Below are 17,200 nucleotides of genomic sequence, written 5' to 3' on the forward strand. Positions count from 1 at the left end.
GGGCTGGCGTTCTCGCTGACGTTTCGTAGGATGGCCTGGATGACTTCCGACGACGAGGCCACCTCGGCCGGCCCGCTTTCCCGCGCCACCGCCTTCATTCGCTCCCACCCCCGCGGCTCCGCGATCACGGGAGGGGCCCTGGCGCTGGTGCTGTTCGGCGGCTCCGCGCTCGCCGCCGGTGCGGCGACGGCCCCGACGGCGCCCTCGACGCAGGCGGGTGCGGTCGCCGACTCCACGCCGTCGCCGTCCGCTTCGTCGTCGAAGAAGGCCACCCCCAAGGCCACCTCGACCCCGAAAGCGACCGCGTCGGCCGAGCGTGCCAAACCGTCGCCCGTCGCCTCGCCCGTGCCGCTACGCACCTGCTCTGTCGCCTCCGCGGCCGCCGACGGCCGCCTCGGCACCTTCGAGGGCACGGTCGTGAACGCAGCGACCGGCGCGACCCTCTTCGACCGCAACGGCCAGACCCCGGCGCGCACCGGAAGCGTGATGAAGACGCTCACGACGGCAACCGCGCTCTCGGTGCTCGGCCCCGACTACCGCTTCACGACCAAGGTCGTCGGCAAAGACGGCGACATCACGCTCGTCGGCGGCGGCGACGCCACTCTCTCGGCCACGCCGGCCGGTTCCGAGAGCGTCTACAGCGGAGCGCCGAAGCTCAGCGACCTCGCCACGCAGGTCAAATCACGCCTCGGCACGAAGGCGCTCAAGTCGATCCAGCTCGACGACAGCTTCTGGAACGACGCCGACCGCTACGACGCCAGCTGGCCCCTCACCGAGCGCACCATCGGCTACCAGCCCGAGGTCGTCGCGCTCATGGTCGACGGCGATCGTGCCAACCCCGCCCTGGCGACGAGCCCGCGCAGCACCGACCCCGTTGGCCGTGCCGGTGAGGCCTTCCGCGCGGCCCTCGCCGCGGCCGGGGTGAAGGGCGCCTCGACAGCCCCGCTCACCCGAGGCGTCGCGACCAGCAAGACCGTGCTCGGGCAGGTGCAGTCGCAGCCGGTGTCGACCCTCGTCGGGCAGATGATCCCCAACAGCGACAACACGCTGGCTGAGATGTTCGCGCGCGTCTCGTCGAAGGTCTCAGGATCCGACGGCTCGGCCGCATCCCTGACGAGCGTCTACCAGGCGGCCCTGAAGAAGTCGTACAGCCTCGACTCGTCGAAGATCAAGATCGTCGACGGCTCGGGCGAGAGCGCCAACAACGGCGTTCCGACAGCTTTCGAGGCGAACCTGATGATCAAGGTGCTGAACCGCGAAGGATCCCTCGGGGTGCTGTACGACGCCCTGCCCGTCTCGGGTCAGAGCGGCACCCTGGCGACACGGTTCACCGGCGCGAACGCCGTCGCCCGCGGGGCCGTCCACGCCAAGACCGGCTGGATCGACAGCGCCTACACGCTCGCCGGAACCATCGACGCTAAAGACGGCACCAAGCTGGCGTTCGCGTTCTACGCCATCGGCAACGTCACCGGCACAGCCCGCGAGGCGCTCGACACGCTGACCACCGCCGCTTACTCGTGCGGCGCCAACCTGACCAACTCGTGACCCGCGCGCTCCTCATCGTCGACGTACAGAACGACTTCACGGAGGGCGGAGCACTCGGCGTCGACGGGGGAGCGGCCGTCGCGCGGGGGATCACGGCGTTGGTAAGGGGTGGTGCCGGGGGTGCTGCCGGGGGTGCTGGTGCTGGCGGTGCTGGCCGTGCCTCGGGTGTGTCTGGCGCTTCTGCCTCGGGTGTGTCTGGCGCTTCTGCCTCGGGTACGTCTGCCGCTTACGACCTCGTGGTGGCGTCGCGGGACTGGCACGATGCGGGGAACGACAACGGTGGGCATTTTGCGGGGGGCGCGGATCCTGATTTCGTTACTACCTGGCCTGTGCACTGCGTGGCCGGCACAGTCGGCGCGGACTACCACCCGAGCCTCGACACGGCTCTGATCGATGTGCACGTTCGCAAGGGCATGGGCGAGCCCGCGTACTCGCTGTTCGAGGGCGTGACCGACGACGGCTCGCGCGTGGCGTCGGTGCTGGCCCGAGCCGGCGTCGACTCGGTCGACGTGGTCGGCATCGCGACCGACTACTGCGTGCGGGCCTCGGCGCTCGACGCGGTGGCGCTGCTCGGGGCGGGCGTGGGTGGCTTGCGTGGTTCGCGTGGTGCTGGTGCTGGTGCTGGTGGTGTTGGTGCTGGGCGGGTGCGCGTCCTTGGCGACCTCGTCGCGGGCGTCGATGCCCGCTCGAGCGCCGCGGCTCTCGACGAGATGCGTGCTGCGGGCATCGAGGTCGTGTAGTCGCGCTGCGCCGGTCTCGCTTCTGCCCGCGCCGAGATCGCACTTCGCGTCGGGTGTGGGCGCCGTCAAGTGCGATTTCGGCGTTGCAGGCTGCCCGGGCCCGCCCGCGCGCCGCGAGATGGCCCTACCTACGCCGAGCGTGGCTGAATCCCGTCGGTTAGGCCATCTCGTTGAGGCTCGTTGCCTGCGCCGAGATCGCACTTCGCGTCGGGTGCGGGCGACCTCAACTGCGATCTCGGCGTCGTGGGTCGCCCGGGCCCGCCCGCGCGCCGCGAGATGGCCCTATCTACGCCGAGCATGGCTCAGTCTCGTGGATCAGGCCATCTCGCGGGGGGAGCGAGCGCCGTTCGCGCATGCACCCTGGGCGGTGGCCCGCACCATCGGCCTAAACCCGCAAGAGCGGCGTACACCCGCCGGCTAGGGCGGCTGCTTACGCCGACCTTGCGGGCGTGAGCCGGCCGTGCGGGTGTGAGCCGATCGGGCGGGTGTGAGCCGACCGCGCGGGTGTGAGCCGGCTGGGCGGGTGTGAGCCGATCCTGCGGATGTGAACCGACCGTGCGGGTGCAGCCGAAGCCAGCACGCAGACGCGAACTACACGAGCAGCTGGTGCTTGGCGAGATCGCGGTAGAGCGGCGTGGACTGAACCAGCTCGGAGTGCGTGCCGACACCAACGACGGAACCCTCGGCGAGCACGACGATCTGGTCGGAGTCGACCACCGTCGAGAGGCGGTGGGCGATGATGATCAGCGTGCGGTTCTCGGCGACGGCGTCGATCGCCTCGCGGAGACGCTGCTCGTTGATGCCGTCGAGAGACGAGGTCGACTCGTCGAGCAGAAGGATTGGCGGTGCCGCGAGAAGGGTGCGAGCTATGGCGAGGCGCTGCTTCTCGCCACCGGACAGCATCACGCCGTCTTCGCCGACCTGAGCGTCGAGGCCGTGCTCGCCGCGCTCGAGAACGGCGGTGAGGTTGACGGCCTCGAGCACGCGGCGGCAGTCGTCGTCGGTGGCGCCGGGAGCGCCGAGCACGAGGTTGTCTCGGATGGTGCCGGCGAGCACGGGAGCGTCTTGCTCGACGTAGCCGATCTGAGCCCGGAGCTCGAAGCGGTCGAGAGCCCGGATGTCGACGCCGCCGAGTCGGATCACGCCGGCTGTCGGGTCGTAGAAGCGTTCGATGAGCGCGAGGATGGTCGACTTGCCGGCACCGGACGGCCCGACGAGCGCGGTGCGCTTGCCCTGGGGTGCGGTGAACGAGACGCCGCGGAGCACTGTCAGGTCGGAGTCGACTCCTGATGACGGCGCGGCCTTGGGGGTGACAGGGGCGAGGAGCTCCTCCTCGCTGGGAGGAGCGGTCGGGTAGCTGAACTCGACGCCCTCGAAGGTCAGCGAGTGGTCGGCCTCGGCCACGGTCCCGATAGTCGCAGCCGCTCGGGCCAGAGTCTCGTCATTCGCGGTCTCACCGGGGAGATCGATGATCTCTTGGATGCGGCCGAGAGCACCAAGCGCGGAGTTGACGCTTGTGACGGCGCCGAACGCCTGGCCGAGAGGCATGATCATGAGGAACAGGAACAGAATGAACGACACGAGGTCGGCGATCGTGTCGGCACCGGTCGCGACGCGGTAGCCGCCCACGCCGAGGACGACCAGGAACGACACCTGCATGGCGATGCTGGCGATCGGTACGACGACGGCGGAGGCGCTCGCCACCTCGAGACCGCGGTCGTAGGCGCCGCGGGCATCGACGTCGATGGCATCGATTTCGCGTTCCGTGGCCCCGGAAGCGCGGACGGTGCGAATAGACGAGATAGCCCGCTCGACGGCGGCGGTCAGGTCGCCGACCTTGCGCTGGGCCCGCTGGCTGGCAACGCGGATGCGACGCGACAGCGTCACGACGACCACGACCGAGATGGCCACGATCAGCACCGTCAGGGCCAACAGCACGGGATCGATGATGGCCATGCCGATGATGGCGCCGATGAAGGTGAGCGAGCCGCCGACCGCATCGACGAGCCCCTGCGTGAGGACGGCCCGGAGCAGGGTGGTGTCGGAGCCGACGCGCGACACGAGGTCGCCCGTCCGTCGCGCGTCGAATTCGCTGATCGGAAGGTTGAGCATCCGTGCGACGAGTCGACGGCGGCTCGAGAGGACGACCGCCTCGCCGGTTCGTTGCAGGAGGTAGTGCTGGAACCCGTTGACCAGTCCCGAGACGACCACCAGGGCGACCAGAGCGAAGACCAACGGCCCCAGAGGCTTGTTGGCCTGGACGAAGCCGATCACCTGCTGAACGAGCAGCGGCTGCGCCAGCGATGCGGCCGCACCGAGAACACTGAGCCCGACGATCACGAAGAGCACCGGTTTGTTCTCGAAGAGGTAGGGCAGCAGCTGGCTGAACTTCGCTCTCGGCCCCTCGGGGATGGGCCGCCCGTTGCGGTCGAGACGCGGCGGGCGAGGTCGACGCGCGCGCTTCTTCGTGCCGGACGCCGAACCCGCAGCAGACGAAGACGCCGAGTCTGCAGAGGGCACCGACGCGGTCGGAGAAGCGGTGGGGCGCGAGTCGGTGTCGGAGCTCATTCTGTCCTTCTAATGGGTGCTCCGTCGATTTTAGCCTCGGCGTCCGACACCGCCCACGAATCCCTCGGGTCTGCGGATAACAGCCAGACGGCTAGCTCAGGTTGTCGCCATACTCGACGTCGCGCGTCTCTTTGCTGAGCACCAGCGCGACGAGCGTGATGAGCGCCATCGCCGACAGGTAGACGCCGACGAGCCAGGTGCTTCCCTCGGCTGCTTTCCAGAGCGCCACGGCGATGAAGGGGGCGACTGCGGCGCCCAGGATGCTCGCAAAGTTGTAGCTGATGGCGGATCCTGTGTATCTGACGTTCGCGGGGAACAGCTCCGGCAGCACCGCACCCATGGGCCCGAAGGTGAGCCCCATCAGGATGAACCCGACGATCAGCAGACCCTGCGCACCGGCGAACCCGGCCCCGAAGAGCGGGGTGAACAAGAAGCCGAAGACGAGGATCCCGCTGGTCACCGCGAGCAGGAGGCGTCGCCGACCGAAGCGCTCGGCCAGCGGCCCCGACACGAGCGTGAAGATGCCGAAGAACGCGACCCCGACGATGAGCATGAGCAGGAACTTCTCGCGGGTGTAGCCGAGCCCGGCCACGGGGGCGTCGGCCGGGGTCGTGCCGTAGGTGAGCGTGAAAGTCGTCATCAGGTAGAAGAGCGTGTAGGTCGCCAGCATGATGAAGGTGCCGAGGATCAGCTGACGCCAGCTGGTGCGGAACACGCGGCCGAGGGGGAGCTTCGACACGTTTCCGGTCTCGATGACCTTGGTGAAGGCGGGGGTCTCGACGAGCTTGAATCGGGCGTAGAGGCCGACCGCGACGAGCAAGGCCGAGCCGAGGAACGGGATTCGCCAGCCCCAGCTCGCGAACGCCTCGGCCGACATCGACACGTTGAGCACCAGGAACAGCCCGTTGGCGATCATGAAGCCGATGGGTGCGCCGAGCTGCGGGAACGTGCCGTAGATGGCGCGCTTGCCCCTGGGGGCGTTCTCCGTCGCGAGCAACGCCGCCCCGCTCCACTCGCCGCCGAGGCCGAAGCCCTGGGCGAAGCGCAGGATGACGAGGAACGTCGGAGCCAGAATCGACCATCCGGTGGTTGTGCCGGCGGGGATGAGTCCGATCAAGAAGGTCGCGATGCCCATCGTGAGCAGCGATGCGATGAGGGTGTTCTTCCGACCGATGCGGTCGCCGAAGTGGCCGAAGACGATCGAGCCGACCGGTCGGGCGACGAAGGCGACGCCGAAGACCGCGAACGACTGGAGCAGAGCGATCGTCGGGTCGGAGTTCGCGAAGAAGAGGGTGGGGAACACCAGCACTGCCGCGGTCGCGTAGACGTAGAAGTCGTAGAACTCGATCGAGGTGCCGATGAGGCTCGCGACGATGACGCGGGAGCGCGAGTTCACCGGCGCGGCGTTGGAGCCGGTCGCGGTGGGCTTGCCGGGTGTTGCGGGCGTGGTGGTGCGGGCTGACATGCGAGTGTCTCCGTCGCTGACGTGCAGGGTGCGAGCCCGAGAGATCGCACCGCGAGAGGCGGCGGAGAGGCGCTTCGAGAGGCGGCGCGGGGTGAGGCGGGGCTCCCGAGCATCGTCGCCACCGGGGAAGTGATCGGCCGTTTGTAACAGCCGAGTGGCAGATTACTACGACACGCCCGGCCCGTCGAACCGCGCGGCACGGTTTCGATAACTCAGGCGGTACCGAGCGACCCCGGAAGCTGGTGTCCCATCCGGTCGCGCTTGGTGTCGAGGTACGACTCGTTGAATGTGCCGACGCCGACGACGAGGGGCACCATCTCACTGACCTCGATGTCGTGCTGCGTGAGCTGCAGACGCTTGTCGGGGTTGTTCGACAGCAGCCGCACCGACGTGATGCCGAGGTCGCGCAGGATGTCGGCGGCCGCGACGTACTCGCGGGCGTCGGCGGGGAGTCCGAGCGCGAGGTTCGCGTCGAGCGTGTCGAGGCCCTCCTCCTGCAGCTTGTAGGCGCGCAGCTTGTTGATGAGGCCGATGCCTCGGCCCTCGTGGCCCCGGAGGTAGATCACCACGCCGCCGTGGTCGCGAATGGTGTCGAGGGCGGCGTCAAGCTGGGGCCCGCACTCGCATTTGAGCGAACCGAACGCTTCACCGGTGAGGCACTCCGAGTGCACGCGCACGATCGCCCCGTCACCGGGACGCCCCGACACGATGGCGATGTGGTCGGCTCCGGTGTCGAGGTCGCGGTAGGCGCGCATGCGGAACGTGCCGTGCGTCGTCGGAACTGTGGTCTCGACTTCGAATGAGACGTGCGGTCGAACCGCGGGGGTGTCGGTCATGAAGAGCTCCCGCTCCGGGTGCGGGCGAGGATCGCGAGATCGTCGCCGAGGGGTGTGACGTGCGTCACGGTGAGACGGTGCTGCCCGTCGATCGTGTCGACGCCGAGGTCGCCGAGGGCGAGCCCGGGGCCGCCGATCAGCGTCGGCGCCAGGTAGACGAGGATGTCGTCGGCGAGACCCCGACGGATGAATTCGGAGGCGACTGTCGGCCCGCCCTCGACGAACACGGTGCGGATCTCGCGGGCGTAGAGGTCGGACAGCACCGCGTCGAGGTCGCGTGTGCCGGTGACGATCGCTTCGCGAGTGTGCTTCAGGATCCGACTGGTCGCCGGAAGGGACCGTTCGCCAACCACCACCGGCACGGGCTGGCTCGCAAGCAACTCGCCGCCGTCGCCCCGGGCGGTCAGGCTCGGGTCGTCGCTGAGGACCGTGCCTGTTCCGACGAGGATGGCGTCGTGCTCCGCACGCTGCTCGTGCACGTGCTGGCGAGCGGCCGCGCCCGTGATCCACTGGCTCGTGCCGTCGGCGGCCGCGGCGCGGCCGTCGAGGCTCGACGCCCATTTCACAGTGACGAACGGTCGGCCGAGTCGCACGGCGGTCAGCCATCGGCGCATCCACTCCGAGACCTCGTCGACCAGGACGCCCTCCTCGACCGGGACGCCGGCGTCTCTGAGACGCTCCTTGCCTCCGCCCGAGTGAGCACCGGGATCCTCGACGGCGAAGACGACCCGACTAATTCCCGATTCGATGAGGGCTTCGCTGCACGGGCCCGTCCGCCCCCAGTGGTTGCACGGCTCGAGCGTGACGACGGCGGTCAGGCCGCGGGCGTCGCCCCCGGGGAGCTTCGCGAGTGCGTCGACCTCGGCATGCGGTGTGCCGGCCCCGCGGTGCCAGCCCTCGGCGACGGTCGCTCCGGCGTCGTCGAGCAGGACGCAGCCGACTCGAGCGTGCGGGCCGGTGACCGGACCGTGGGCGGCGAGGCTGAGTGCGTGCCGCATCGCAGTCGCGAGTCGGTCGGGGGAGAGGGGCACTGATCGGTCTTTCGAGTAGGGGGTTGCTGTTCGACCTTAGCCAACGCCCTCCGCCGTGCTGTATTCCGGGCAGGGTCGCAGGAGAGCAGTGGTGGCGCGGCAGGCAGGGTCAGAGCGGAGAGCCGACTCAGGGCCGAGCGACGCTCTCGGCCGGCCAGCCGGGCTTCTCGGTGGCGTCGTCGGTAGCCGAGAGAATGCCCTTCCAGCACTCCGGGTGACGCCCGGCGCGGTCGGGCTGGAGCCCGGGGCCCGTACCGGTGTACCTGAAGCCGGAACGGCGGGCGACTCCGGCCGAGCCGGTGTTGCCGACGTAGCCCTCCCACCGGATGTCAGGAAGGCCCTCGTCGAAGGCCCAGTCGCTGACCAGGCGCAGTGCCTCCGTCATCAGGCCGCGCCCCCGTGCCTCGGCGGCGGACCAGAAACCGACGTCGCGGTGCAGCAGACGGATGCTGATCATTCCGACGAGCAGGCTCGACCCGGGCTCGCGGAGCCCCCAGGTGTACTCGCGGCCGGTCGTCCAGCCGCGCTCGACCACCTGCGAGACGAAGAACTGGGCGTCGCGGAACGTGTACGGCACCGGCACCGTCGTGTATTCCTGGAGCTGTTCGTCTTGGCAGGCGTTGAAGATGGCGCCGACATCGGCCGTCCGCGGCACTTCGAGCCGCAGCCGCTTCGATTCGAGCACGAACGGCAGCATGGTGTCGTCAGCCGAGCTGTCGACCGGAAGGGCGCCGACGGACGAAGCCGATCTTGTCGTACACCTTCGCCAGAGTCGCCTCGGCGATTTCGGCCGCACGGTCGGCGTTGTGGGCGAGGACCCGGTCGAGCTCGGCGGGGTCGTCGAGCAGCTCGAGGGTGCGCTCGCGGACCGGGGTGAACTTCTCGACGACGGCCTCGGCCACGTCGCCCTTGAGATCGCCGTAGCCGCGCCCGGCATACGACTCTTCGAGCGCGGGGATCGCGGTGCCGGTGAAGGCCGACAGGATGGCGAGGAGGTTGGAGACCCCGGGCTTGGCACCTCGGTCGAAGCGGATTTCGCGTTCGGTGTCGGTGACCGCACTCTTGATCTTCTTCGCGGTCTTCTTCGGCTCGTCGAGCATCCAGACGATGCCGGCGTCGCTCGCCGCCGACTTGCTCATCTTCGACTCCGGGTTCTGGAGGTCGTAGATGCGCGCGGTGTCTTTGAGGATGTAAGGCTCGGGCACGACGAACGTCTCGCCGAACCTCGAGTTGAAGCGCCCGGCCAGGGTGCGCGTGAGCTCGACGTGCTGCTTCTGGTCGTCGCCGACCGGAACGAGCTCGGTGCCGTAGAGCAGGATGTCTGCGGCCATCAGCACCGGGTAGGTGAAGAGCCCTACCGAGGCGGAGTCGGCGCCCTGCTTCGCCGACTTGTCTTTGAACTGGGTCATCCGGCTCGCCTCGCCGAAGCCCGTGAGCGTGTTGAGGACCCAGGCGAGCTCGGCATGGGCCGGCACGTGCGACTGGATGAAGAGAATGGACCTCGACGGGTCGATGCCACCGGCGATGTACTGCGCGGCAGTGCGGCGCGTGGTCGCCCGGAGCACCTCGGGGTCTTGCGGCACGGTGATGGCGTGCATGTCGACGACGCAGAAGAGGGCGTCGTATGTGTCTTGCAGCGCGACCCACTGCTGGAGGGCGCCGATGTAGTTGCCGGCGTGGAGGGAGTCGCCAGACGGCTGCATGCCGGAGAAGAGACGGGGGAGTGACATTGCGTTCCTCGGAGGAAGAGAGGGGAAGGAAAGGGGGAAGAGTTCTACAACGAGTAGTCGACGACGACAGGGGTGTGGTCGGACCATCGCTTGTCGTACGACTCGGCACGGTCGACGGCGTAGGCGGTGACCTTGTCGGCCAGAGCCGGAGTCGCCATCTGGTAGTCGATGCGCCAACCGGAATCGTTGTCAAAGGCCTGACCGCGCCACGACCACCAGGTGTATGGCCCGTCGACCTCGCCAGCGGCCCGCCGACCAACATCGACCCAGCCGAGACCCGGGCCGGTCGTGCCGTCGACACCCTCGACGCTCGTGCCCGCCTCGCCGAAGAACCGGTCGAAGTAGGCACGCTCGCGGGGCAGGAACCCGGCGCGCTTGACGTTGCCCTTCCAGTTTTTGATGTCGAGGGGAGTGTGCCCGACGTTGAGATCGCCCGTGACCACGGCCAGCTCGTTGTGCTCCTGGAGTTCGGGAAGTCGCTTCGACATGGCGTCGAGGAACTTCCACTTCTCGTCTTGCTTGGGAGTGTCGACCTCGCCGGAGTGCACGTAGGTGCTGACGACGGTGACGATTGTGCCGTCGACGTCGTAGTCGGCCTCCAGCCAGCGGCCGGCGCTGTCGAAGTCGGTCGGGCCGAGGTCGACGCGGTGGATCTCGGCCTTCTTGCGGCTGGCGATCGCGACACCCGCGCGACCCTTTGCGGACGCGGGGTCGTGGAGCACGTTCCACTCGGGGCCGAGGAGGCCCTCGATGTCGTCGGTGGACGCCCGCACCTCCTGAATCGTGAGGATGTCGACGTCACGGCTCTCGACCCACTCGCCCATGCCCTTGCGGTAGGCGGCGCGGATGCCGTTGACGTTGACAGTGGCGAGACGGAGACGTGAACCCATGCCGAAAAGACTACTGGCGCCCGCCGACATGAGTGTCGAGGGCGCCAGAGGGGAAGAGCGGAGTGGTCAGGCTGCGTCGTGGTCGGTCGTGAGGAACTCGACCAGCGAGTCGGCGGTGGTCTCGGCGTCGTCGCCCGAGACGGTGAGGACGACCTCGTCGCCCGTGTTCACACCGAGGCCGAGCAGGCCGAGGATGCTCGCCGCGTTGACCGACTTGTCGCCCTTCGCGATGGTGACCTGGTGGCCGGAGGCCGTGACCGTCTGGACGAACAGCGACGCGGGTCGGGCGTGCAGGCCGGACGACGAGGCGACGGTGACGGTACGGGTGGCTTCGGACATGACTCCTCCAAGGGAAGTGGCTAGATGGTGATGGTGGTCGCCGATCAGGCGCGGCCAGGCCAGAAGACCTCGGTGCCGGCCCCCTCGACCTCGCGGACGAGATCGAGGTTGACGCTCGGGTCAGTGATGATCGTATCGATCGCGGCGATGGGTGCGACGCGACCGAACTCCTCTCGGCCGAACTTGGTGTGATCTGCCAGGAGAACGCTGCGGCGGGCCGACTTGATGAGGGCCGACTTCACGGCCGCCTCCGAGATGTTGTGGGTGGTGAGGCCCCGTTCTGGCGTGATTCCGCCGACGCTGAGGAACGCGGTGTCGACCGAGACCATGCCGACGAGCTGGTGCGTCCAGGTGCCGACACCGGCGAGCGAGTCGCGGCGGATGCTGCCGCCGAGTAGGTGGAGGTCGATGCCCGGGCGGTTGGCGACGGCCATGGCCACCGGCAGCGAATGCGTCACGACCGTCAGGCCGCGGTCGGACGGCAGCATCTGGGCGAGCAGGATCGTCGAGGTGCCGGCGTCGATGATGATCGAGCCGTTCTCCGGGATCTCGTCGACGGCTGCCTGCGCGATGACCATCTTCTCGGCCGTGTTGATTCCGCCTCGGTCGCCGACGCCCGGGTGAAAGGTGATGCGTTCCACGGGGATCGCCCCGCCGTGCGCCCGACGGACCAACCCTCGCCGCTCCAGGCTGGTGAGGTCGCGACGGATGGTCTCGGGAGTGACCTCGAGCAATTCGGCGAGGTCTCGGACATCGACCCGACCGTGCTGCCGAGCCTCTTCGACGATGCGGAGGTGGCGTTCTGGAGCGTACATCGGTCCTCATCGGTGAGAAATGGGCATCTTCGGGGTCGCAAACTCGGATCCGGAACCCAACCAAGCGCAAACAAATGTCTGTTGATGCATTTTTAGCCCTGATTTTGTTTGTTTGTCAATTCACTTCGAGGTATGGTCGTCCTTGCGCCTCGTGCGCGTTAGTCATGCGACGACAGTCGCTCCCAGACAGCTCAGCCCAGATGAAGGAGTCTCGGATGCCCGAACTGACCGGTGTAGGCGTAGGTCGCGGTACCGCGTCCGGTCCCGTCCTCCGTATGGCCGAACCCCTCGGCGAACCCGACCAGACCCCTCTCCAGGGCGACGCGGCCGACGCCAAGGCCCGAGTCGGCGAAGCGCTCGCGTTCGTCGCCGCGGATCTCGGCACGCGAGGCGCGGCAGCTGGCGGAGACGCGCAGGCCGTTCTCGAGGCGCAGGCCCTCATGGCTCAGGATCCCTCGATCCTCGATGACGTCCACGCACAGATCGACTCCGGCACGAACCCCGAGCGAGCGGTCTTCACGGCCTTCAAGTCGTTCCAAGACATCTTGAGCGGCATGGGCGGCTACATGGGCGAGCGCGCCGCCGACCTCGGCGACGTGGCCCAGCGGATCATTGCGCACCTCCGCGGCGTCAACGCTCCGGGCGTGCCCGAGTCGGCGACCCCCTTCATCCTCGTCGCCCGTGACCTCGCACCGGCCGACACGGCCCTTCTCGACCTCGACAAGGTGCTCGCTCTCATCACACGCGACGGCGGTCCCACGTCTCACACCGCGATCCTCGCCCGGTCCAAGGGCATCACGGCGATCGTCGGAGTCACCGAGGCCGAGAAGCTCAGCGACGGCGACGTCGTCATCGTCGACTCCGCTGCCGGAGTCGTCGTGACCGACCCCACCGCCGAGCAGATCGCCGACGCCGAGCAGAAGCGGGCCGAGCGTCTCGCTGCCGCCTCCGCGCCTCTCACGCCAGGCGCCCTCGCCGATGGCACGAAGGTTCCCCTCCTCGCCAACCTCGGCTCTCCGAAAGACGCCGCCGCGGCTGTCGCCCTCGGCGCCGAAGGTGTCGGGCTGTTCCGCACCGAGTTCCTGTTCCTCGACGCGCCCTACGCCCCCGACGTCGCCTCGCAGAAGGCGTCGTACGTCGCCCTGCTGAAGGAGTTCCCCGGCAAGAAGGTCGTCGTCCGTGCCCTCGACGCCGGTGCCGACAAGCCTCTGCCGTTCCTCACCGACACGGGCGAAGAGAATCCGGCCCTCGGTCGCCGCGGCCTCCGTGCCCTCCGCGCCCACGAGCAGATCCTCCGCGACCAGCTCACGGCGCTCGCCGAAGCAGACGCCGAGACCGACGCCGACCTCTGGGTCATGGCGCCGATGGTCGCCGACGTCGAAGAGACCGAGTACTTCGTCGACCTGGCTCGCGAGCTCGGCATCAAGACCGCCGGAGTCATGGCCGAGGTCCCGTCGCTCGCACTGATGGCCGACCAGGTGCTCGGCGTCGCCGACTTCGTCTCGATCGGCACCAACGACCTCACCCAGTACACGATGGCCGCGGACCGCATGCTCGGCACCGTTGCCTCCTACCAGGATCCCTGGCACCCGGCAGTTCTGCGCCTCGTCGCCCAGCTCGGCGAGGCCGGGGCTCGGGCATCGAAGGGCGTGGGCATCTGCGGTGAAGCGGCCAGCGATCCGCTCCTCGCGGTCGTGCTCGTCGGCCTCGGCGCCACCACCCTTTCCATGACGCCCGCGGCCCTGGCCGATGTGCGCGCGGAGCTCTCGACTCACACCCTCGACGAGGCGAAGGCGATGGCTCAGGCCGCCGTCGCCGCTCCGTCGGCTGCAGCGGCTCGTGCCGCGGCGGCGTCCTCCGTCTCCACCTCGTAATCAGCAACCCTGCCCTCCCGCATCACAACCCCCCCCACCACACGACAGAAAGATCCGACAATGACAACGACGTCTCCTGACGCCCGAGTGAAGGAAAGCGAAGGCGCCCGCGTTCGCATCCAGCGCTTTGGTGCCTTCCTCTCCGGCATGGTGATGCCCAACATCGCGATCTTCATCGCGTGGGGCTTCATCACCGCCTTCTTCATCGAGACCGGCTGGACTCCGGTCGGCATCCTCGGCGGCTTCGGCACCACCGACGGGGTGGCCAACATCGGCCTCGTCTCGCCGATCCTCACCTACCTGATCCCCCTCGCGATCGCCTTCCAGGGTGGCCGTATGGTCTATGACACCCGCGGCGCCGTCGTCGGATCCATCATGGCCATGGGTGTCATCGTCGGTGCGAACGGCACCATCATGATCCTCGGTGCGATGGTCTGTGGGCCCCTCGGCGCATTCCTCATCAAGCGCCTCGACCGCATCTGGGACGGCAAGATCAAGCCCGGCTTCGAGATGCTGGTCAACAACTACGCTGCCGGTATCCTCGGCTTCGCGCTCGCCCTCATCGGCTTCTTCTGGCTCGCGCCGCTCTTCAAGCTGATCGCCACCGGCCTCGGCAACGCGGTCGAGACCCTCATCAACGCCGGTCTGCTGCCGCTCGCGAGCATCATCATCGAGCCCGCCAAGATCCTGTTCCTCAACAACGCGATCAACCACGGCGTTCTCGACCAGCTCGGCGCCCAGCAGGTCCAAGACTCGGGCAAGTCGATCCTGTTCCTGCTCGAGGCCAACCCCGGCCCCGGCCTTGGAATCCTCCTCGCGTTCACCTTCTTCGGAATCGGTGCGGCTCGTGCCTCGGCTCCCGGCGCGATCATCATCCAGTTCTTCGGTGGAATCCACGAGATCTACTTCCCGTTCGTGCTGCAGAAGCCTCAGCTGCTGCTCGCCGTCATCCTCGGTGGCGCCACCGGCGTCGGCACGAACGTCGCGTTCAACTCGGGTCTCGTCGCACCGGCCTCGCCCGGCTCGATCATCGCCGTCCTGGCCAACACGTCGCGTGACAGCTACGTCGGTGTGATCCTCTCGGTCGTCCTCTCGGCAGCCGTCTCGGGTGTCGTCGCCTCGCTGCTCCTCATCGCCAGCCGCAAGAGCGACCTGGCTCGTGAGGGCGCCGGCGACATGACCGAGGCGCTCGCCAAGATGCAGGCCTCCAAGGGCCGCGACGCCAACGCCGCGACCACCGCGCTGTTCGGCAACAACGCCCCCGCGACCGAAGAAGAGGCCGAGTCCTCCTTCGGCGGCGTCGGCACCGCTGGCGGAACGACGACGACGGCGACGCGCATCGACAACATCGTGTTCGCTTGCGACGCCGGAATGGGCTCCAGCGCCATGGGTGCGAGCGTGCTCCGCAACAAGATCAAGAAGGCCGGCATCGAAGGGGTCACCGTCGTCAACAAGTCGATCGCCAACCTCACCGGTGACGAGCAGCTCATCATCACGCACCAGGATCTGACCGCCCGTGCCAAGCAGAAGAACCCCACTGCCCAGCACATCTCGGTCGACAACTTCATGAACTCGCCGAAGTACGACGAGGTCGTCAACGAGATCTCGCACCAGAACTGATCCGCGGCCGGGTCGGATCCCTCAAGGATCCGACCCGGCTCACGATTCACACCAAGGACGGCGCCCTTTCGAGGGCGCCGTCCGTCGAACGAAAGTAGCATCAGAGTTATGACCGATTCCGTCCTGCAGAAGAGCCAGATCAAAGCCGAAGGCACCGCCACCACCAAGTTGGAGGCGATGCGAGAGGCCAGCGAGATCCTTCTGGAGGCGGGCTCGGTCACCGCCGACTACCTGCCCGCCATGATCGAGCGCGAGAAGAGCGTCTCGACCTACATGGGCAACTTCCTCGCAATCCCGCACGGCACCAACGAGGCGAAAGACGCGATCCTCAAGTCGGCCCTCTCGTTCGTCCGCTACACGACCCCGATCGACTGGGACGGCAACCCCGTCCACTTCGTCGTCGGAATCGCCGGCATCGAGAACGAGCACCTCGACATCCTCTCCAAGATCGCGATCATCTTCTCCGACGACGACCAGGTGCAGGCGCTTCGCGACGCCGCCGGCGTCGACGAGATCTTCACGCAGCTCGAAGAGGTCAACGAGTGAGCGACAGCACCGACTCGACTCCCGGCACCGCCGTCCACTTCGGCGCCGGTAACATCGGCCGCGGCTTCGTCGGCCTGCTGCTGCACGAGGCCGGCTACGAGGTCGTCTTCTCTGATGTCAACGCCGAGCTGATCGACGAGCTCGCAGCCGCCGACTCCTACGTGGTGCACGAGGTCGGAACGGGTGCCCGCGACCACGAGGTCACGCGCTTCCGCGCGCTCAACTCGTCGGCCGATCCCGCGGCGGTCGTCCAGGCCGTCGCCACCGCCGACATCGTCACCTGCGCCGTGGGCCCGAACGTGCTGCGTTTCATTGCGCCAGCGATCGCCGAGGGCCTCGCAGCGCGCGACGCCGCATTGCCGAAACTCGCCGTTCTCGCCTGCGAGAATGCGATCAACGCGACCGACCGTCTCGAGGAGTTCATCGTCGCCGCCCTGCCGGGCGGAGCCTCGGATCCTTCGCTCGCCAAAGCGATCTTCGCCAACACGGCCGTCGACCGCATCGTGCCGGCGCAGGCCCCGGGCCAGGGCCTCGACGTCACCGTCGAGACCTACTTCGAGTGGGCCATCGACCGCACGCCGTTCGAGGGCGCCGAGCCCGAGATTCCCGGAGTCCACTGGGTCGACGGCCTCGAAGCCTCGATCGAGCGGAAGCTCTTCACGGTCAACACCGGCCACGCGACGACGGCGTACTTCGGTTTTGCCGCCGGTGCCGAGAAGATCTCGGACGCCATCGCGCTGCCCGAGGTCCGAACGGCTGTCGAGGCAGTCCTCGCTGAGACGAGCGCGCTGCTCATCGCCAAGCACGAGCTCGACCCGGCCGAGCACGCGAAGTACGTCGCGGCGATTCTCACTCGCTTCGAGAACGCGAGCCTGCCCGACACGGTTACCCGTGTTGGTCGCCAGCCGCTCCGCAAGCTGTCGCGAGACGAGCGGTTTGTATCGCCCGGTGCGGCCATCGCCGAGTCAGGCACCGAGCCGACGGCGCTGCTCGACGCCATGGGCGCGGCGTTGAAGTTCGACGTCGCCGACGACGAGCAGAGCGTCGAGCTGCAGGCGATGCTGGCCGACACCTCGCTCGACGACGAGACCGTCGCGACGACGATCACGGGCCTCGATGCCGGGCACCCGCTCGTCGCCCCGTTCGCCGCACGAGTAGCTGCCGCGCGCGCCTAGCCCGCACCTCGAACCGACCTGAATCG

Annotated in this window: 14 protein-coding genes and 1 pseudogene; 6 read left to right on the forward strand and 9 right to left on the reverse strand. The window is 68.1% G+C overall.

The window, feature by feature from the left end:
• The first annotated feature begins 39 nt into the window (after positions 1-39).
• Positions 40-1,545 carry a D-alanyl-D-alanine carboxypeptidase/D-alanyl-D-alanine-endopeptidase gene (locus tag EDF39_RS08195; RefSeq protein WP_123941993.1) on the forward strand — a complete coding sequence of 502 codons (1,506 nt, stop codon included), beginning with the start codon at positions 40-42 and terminating at the stop codon, positions 1,543-1,545.
• Positions 1,542-2,285 carry an isochorismatase family protein gene (locus EDF39_RS08200; protein WP_123941995.1) on the forward strand — a complete coding sequence of 248 codons (744 nt, stop codon included), beginning with the start codon at positions 1,542-1,544 and terminating at the stop codon, positions 2,283-2,285. Before EDF39_RS08195 ends, EDF39_RS08200 begins: the two co-directional genes overlap by 4 nt.
• 591 nt (positions 2,286-2,876) lie before the next feature.
• Here the strand turns inward: EDF39_RS08200 and EDF39_RS08205 are convergent.
• The 9 genes and pseudogenes from EDF39_RS08205 to EDF39_RS08245 form a co-directional block, all read right to left on the reverse strand.
• On the reverse strand, positions 2,877-4,853 hold the full coding sequence (locus EDF39_RS08205; RefSeq protein WP_123941998.1) for an ABC transporter ATP-binding protein: 1,977 nt from the start codon (positions 4,851-4,853) through the stop codon (positions 2,877-2,879).
• A 91-nt stretch (positions 4,854-4,944) separates the two neighbouring features.
• Positions 4,945-6,318, reverse strand: a complete 1,374-nt coding sequence (locus EDF39_RS08210; protein ID WP_123941999.1) for an MFS transporter — start codon at positions 6,316-6,318, stop codon at positions 4,945-4,947.
• 212 nt (positions 6,319-6,530) lie between these two features.
• Positions 6,531-7,124, reverse strand: a pseudogene (gene ribA / locus EDF39_RS08215) (GTP cyclohydrolase II); the annotation flags it as partial.
• Between the two features lie 26 nt (positions 7,125-7,150).
• On the reverse strand, positions 7,151-8,152 hold the full coding sequence (gene ribD, locus EDF39_RS08220; RefSeq protein WP_123942396.1) for a bifunctional diaminohydroxyphosphoribosylaminopyrimidine deaminase/5-amino-6-(5-phosphoribosylamino)uracil reductase RibD: 1,002 nt from the start codon (positions 8,150-8,152) through the stop codon (positions 7,151-7,153).
• 160 nt (positions 8,153-8,312) lie between these two features.
• A complete protein-coding gene (locus tag EDF39_RS08225) occupies positions 8,313-8,870 on the reverse strand; it encodes a GNAT family N-acetyltransferase (RefSeq protein ID WP_158613192.1) in 558 nt (185 codons plus the stop codon).
• 19 nt (positions 8,871-8,889) lie between these two features.
• Entirely contained in the window at positions 8,890-9,915 is a 1,026-nt protein-coding gene (gene trpS, locus EDF39_RS08230; RefSeq protein ID WP_199726161.1) for a tryptophan--tRNA ligase, read from the reverse strand.
• A gap of 44 nt (positions 9,916-9,959) precedes the next feature.
• Entirely contained in the window at positions 9,960-10,805 is an 846-nt protein-coding gene (locus EDF39_RS08235) for an exodeoxyribonuclease III (RefSeq protein WP_055959511.1), read from the reverse strand.
• A gap of 66 nt (positions 10,806-10,871) precedes the next feature.
• Positions 10,872-11,144: an HPr family phosphocarrier protein gene (locus EDF39_RS08240; protein ID WP_123942003.1), complete on the reverse strand. Its 273-nt coding sequence runs from the start codon at positions 11,142-11,144 to the stop codon at positions 10,872-10,874.
• A 44-nt stretch (positions 11,145-11,188) separates the two neighbouring features.
• Positions 11,189-11,959, reverse strand: a complete 771-nt coding sequence (locus tag EDF39_RS08245; RefSeq protein WP_055959507.1) for a DeoR/GlpR family DNA-binding transcription regulator — start codon at positions 11,957-11,959, stop codon at positions 11,189-11,191.
• A gap of 215 nt (positions 11,960-12,174) precedes the next feature.
• Here EDF39_RS08245 and ptsP point away from each other — a divergent pair, with 215 nt between their 5' ends.
• From ptsP to EDF39_RS08265, 4 genes are all read left to right on the forward strand, one after another.
• A complete protein-coding gene (gene ptsP / locus EDF39_RS08250; RefSeq protein WP_123942005.1) occupies positions 12,175-13,833 on the forward strand; it encodes a phosphoenolpyruvate--protein phosphotransferase in 1,659 nt (552 codons plus the stop codon).
• Between the two features lie 60 nt (positions 13,834-13,893).
• Positions 13,894-15,453, forward strand: coding sequence for a PTS mannitol transporter subunit IICB (locus EDF39_RS08255; RefSeq protein ID WP_055959503.1), 1,560 nt, complete (start codon positions 13,894-13,896; stop codon positions 15,451-15,453).
• A 108-nt stretch (positions 15,454-15,561) separates the two neighbouring features.
• On the forward strand, positions 15,562-15,999 hold the full coding sequence (locus EDF39_RS08260) for a PTS sugar transporter subunit IIA (protein ID WP_055959501.1): 438 nt from the start codon (positions 15,562-15,564) through the stop codon (positions 15,997-15,999).
• Positions 15,996-17,174 (forward strand): mannitol-1-phosphate 5-dehydrogenase, encoded by a 1,179-nt coding sequence (locus tag EDF39_RS08265; RefSeq protein WP_123942007.1) that lies wholly within the window; start codon positions 15,996-15,998, stop codon positions 17,172-17,174. Before EDF39_RS08260 ends, EDF39_RS08265 begins: the two co-directional genes overlap by 4 nt.
• The last annotated feature ends 26 nt before the right edge of the window (positions 17,175-17,200 follow it).

It is taken from the genome of Frondihabitans sp. PhB161 (assembly GCF_003814635.1).
Taxonomy (GTDB): domain Bacteria; phylum Actinomycetota; class Actinomycetes; order Actinomycetales; family Microbacteriaceae; genus Frondihabitans.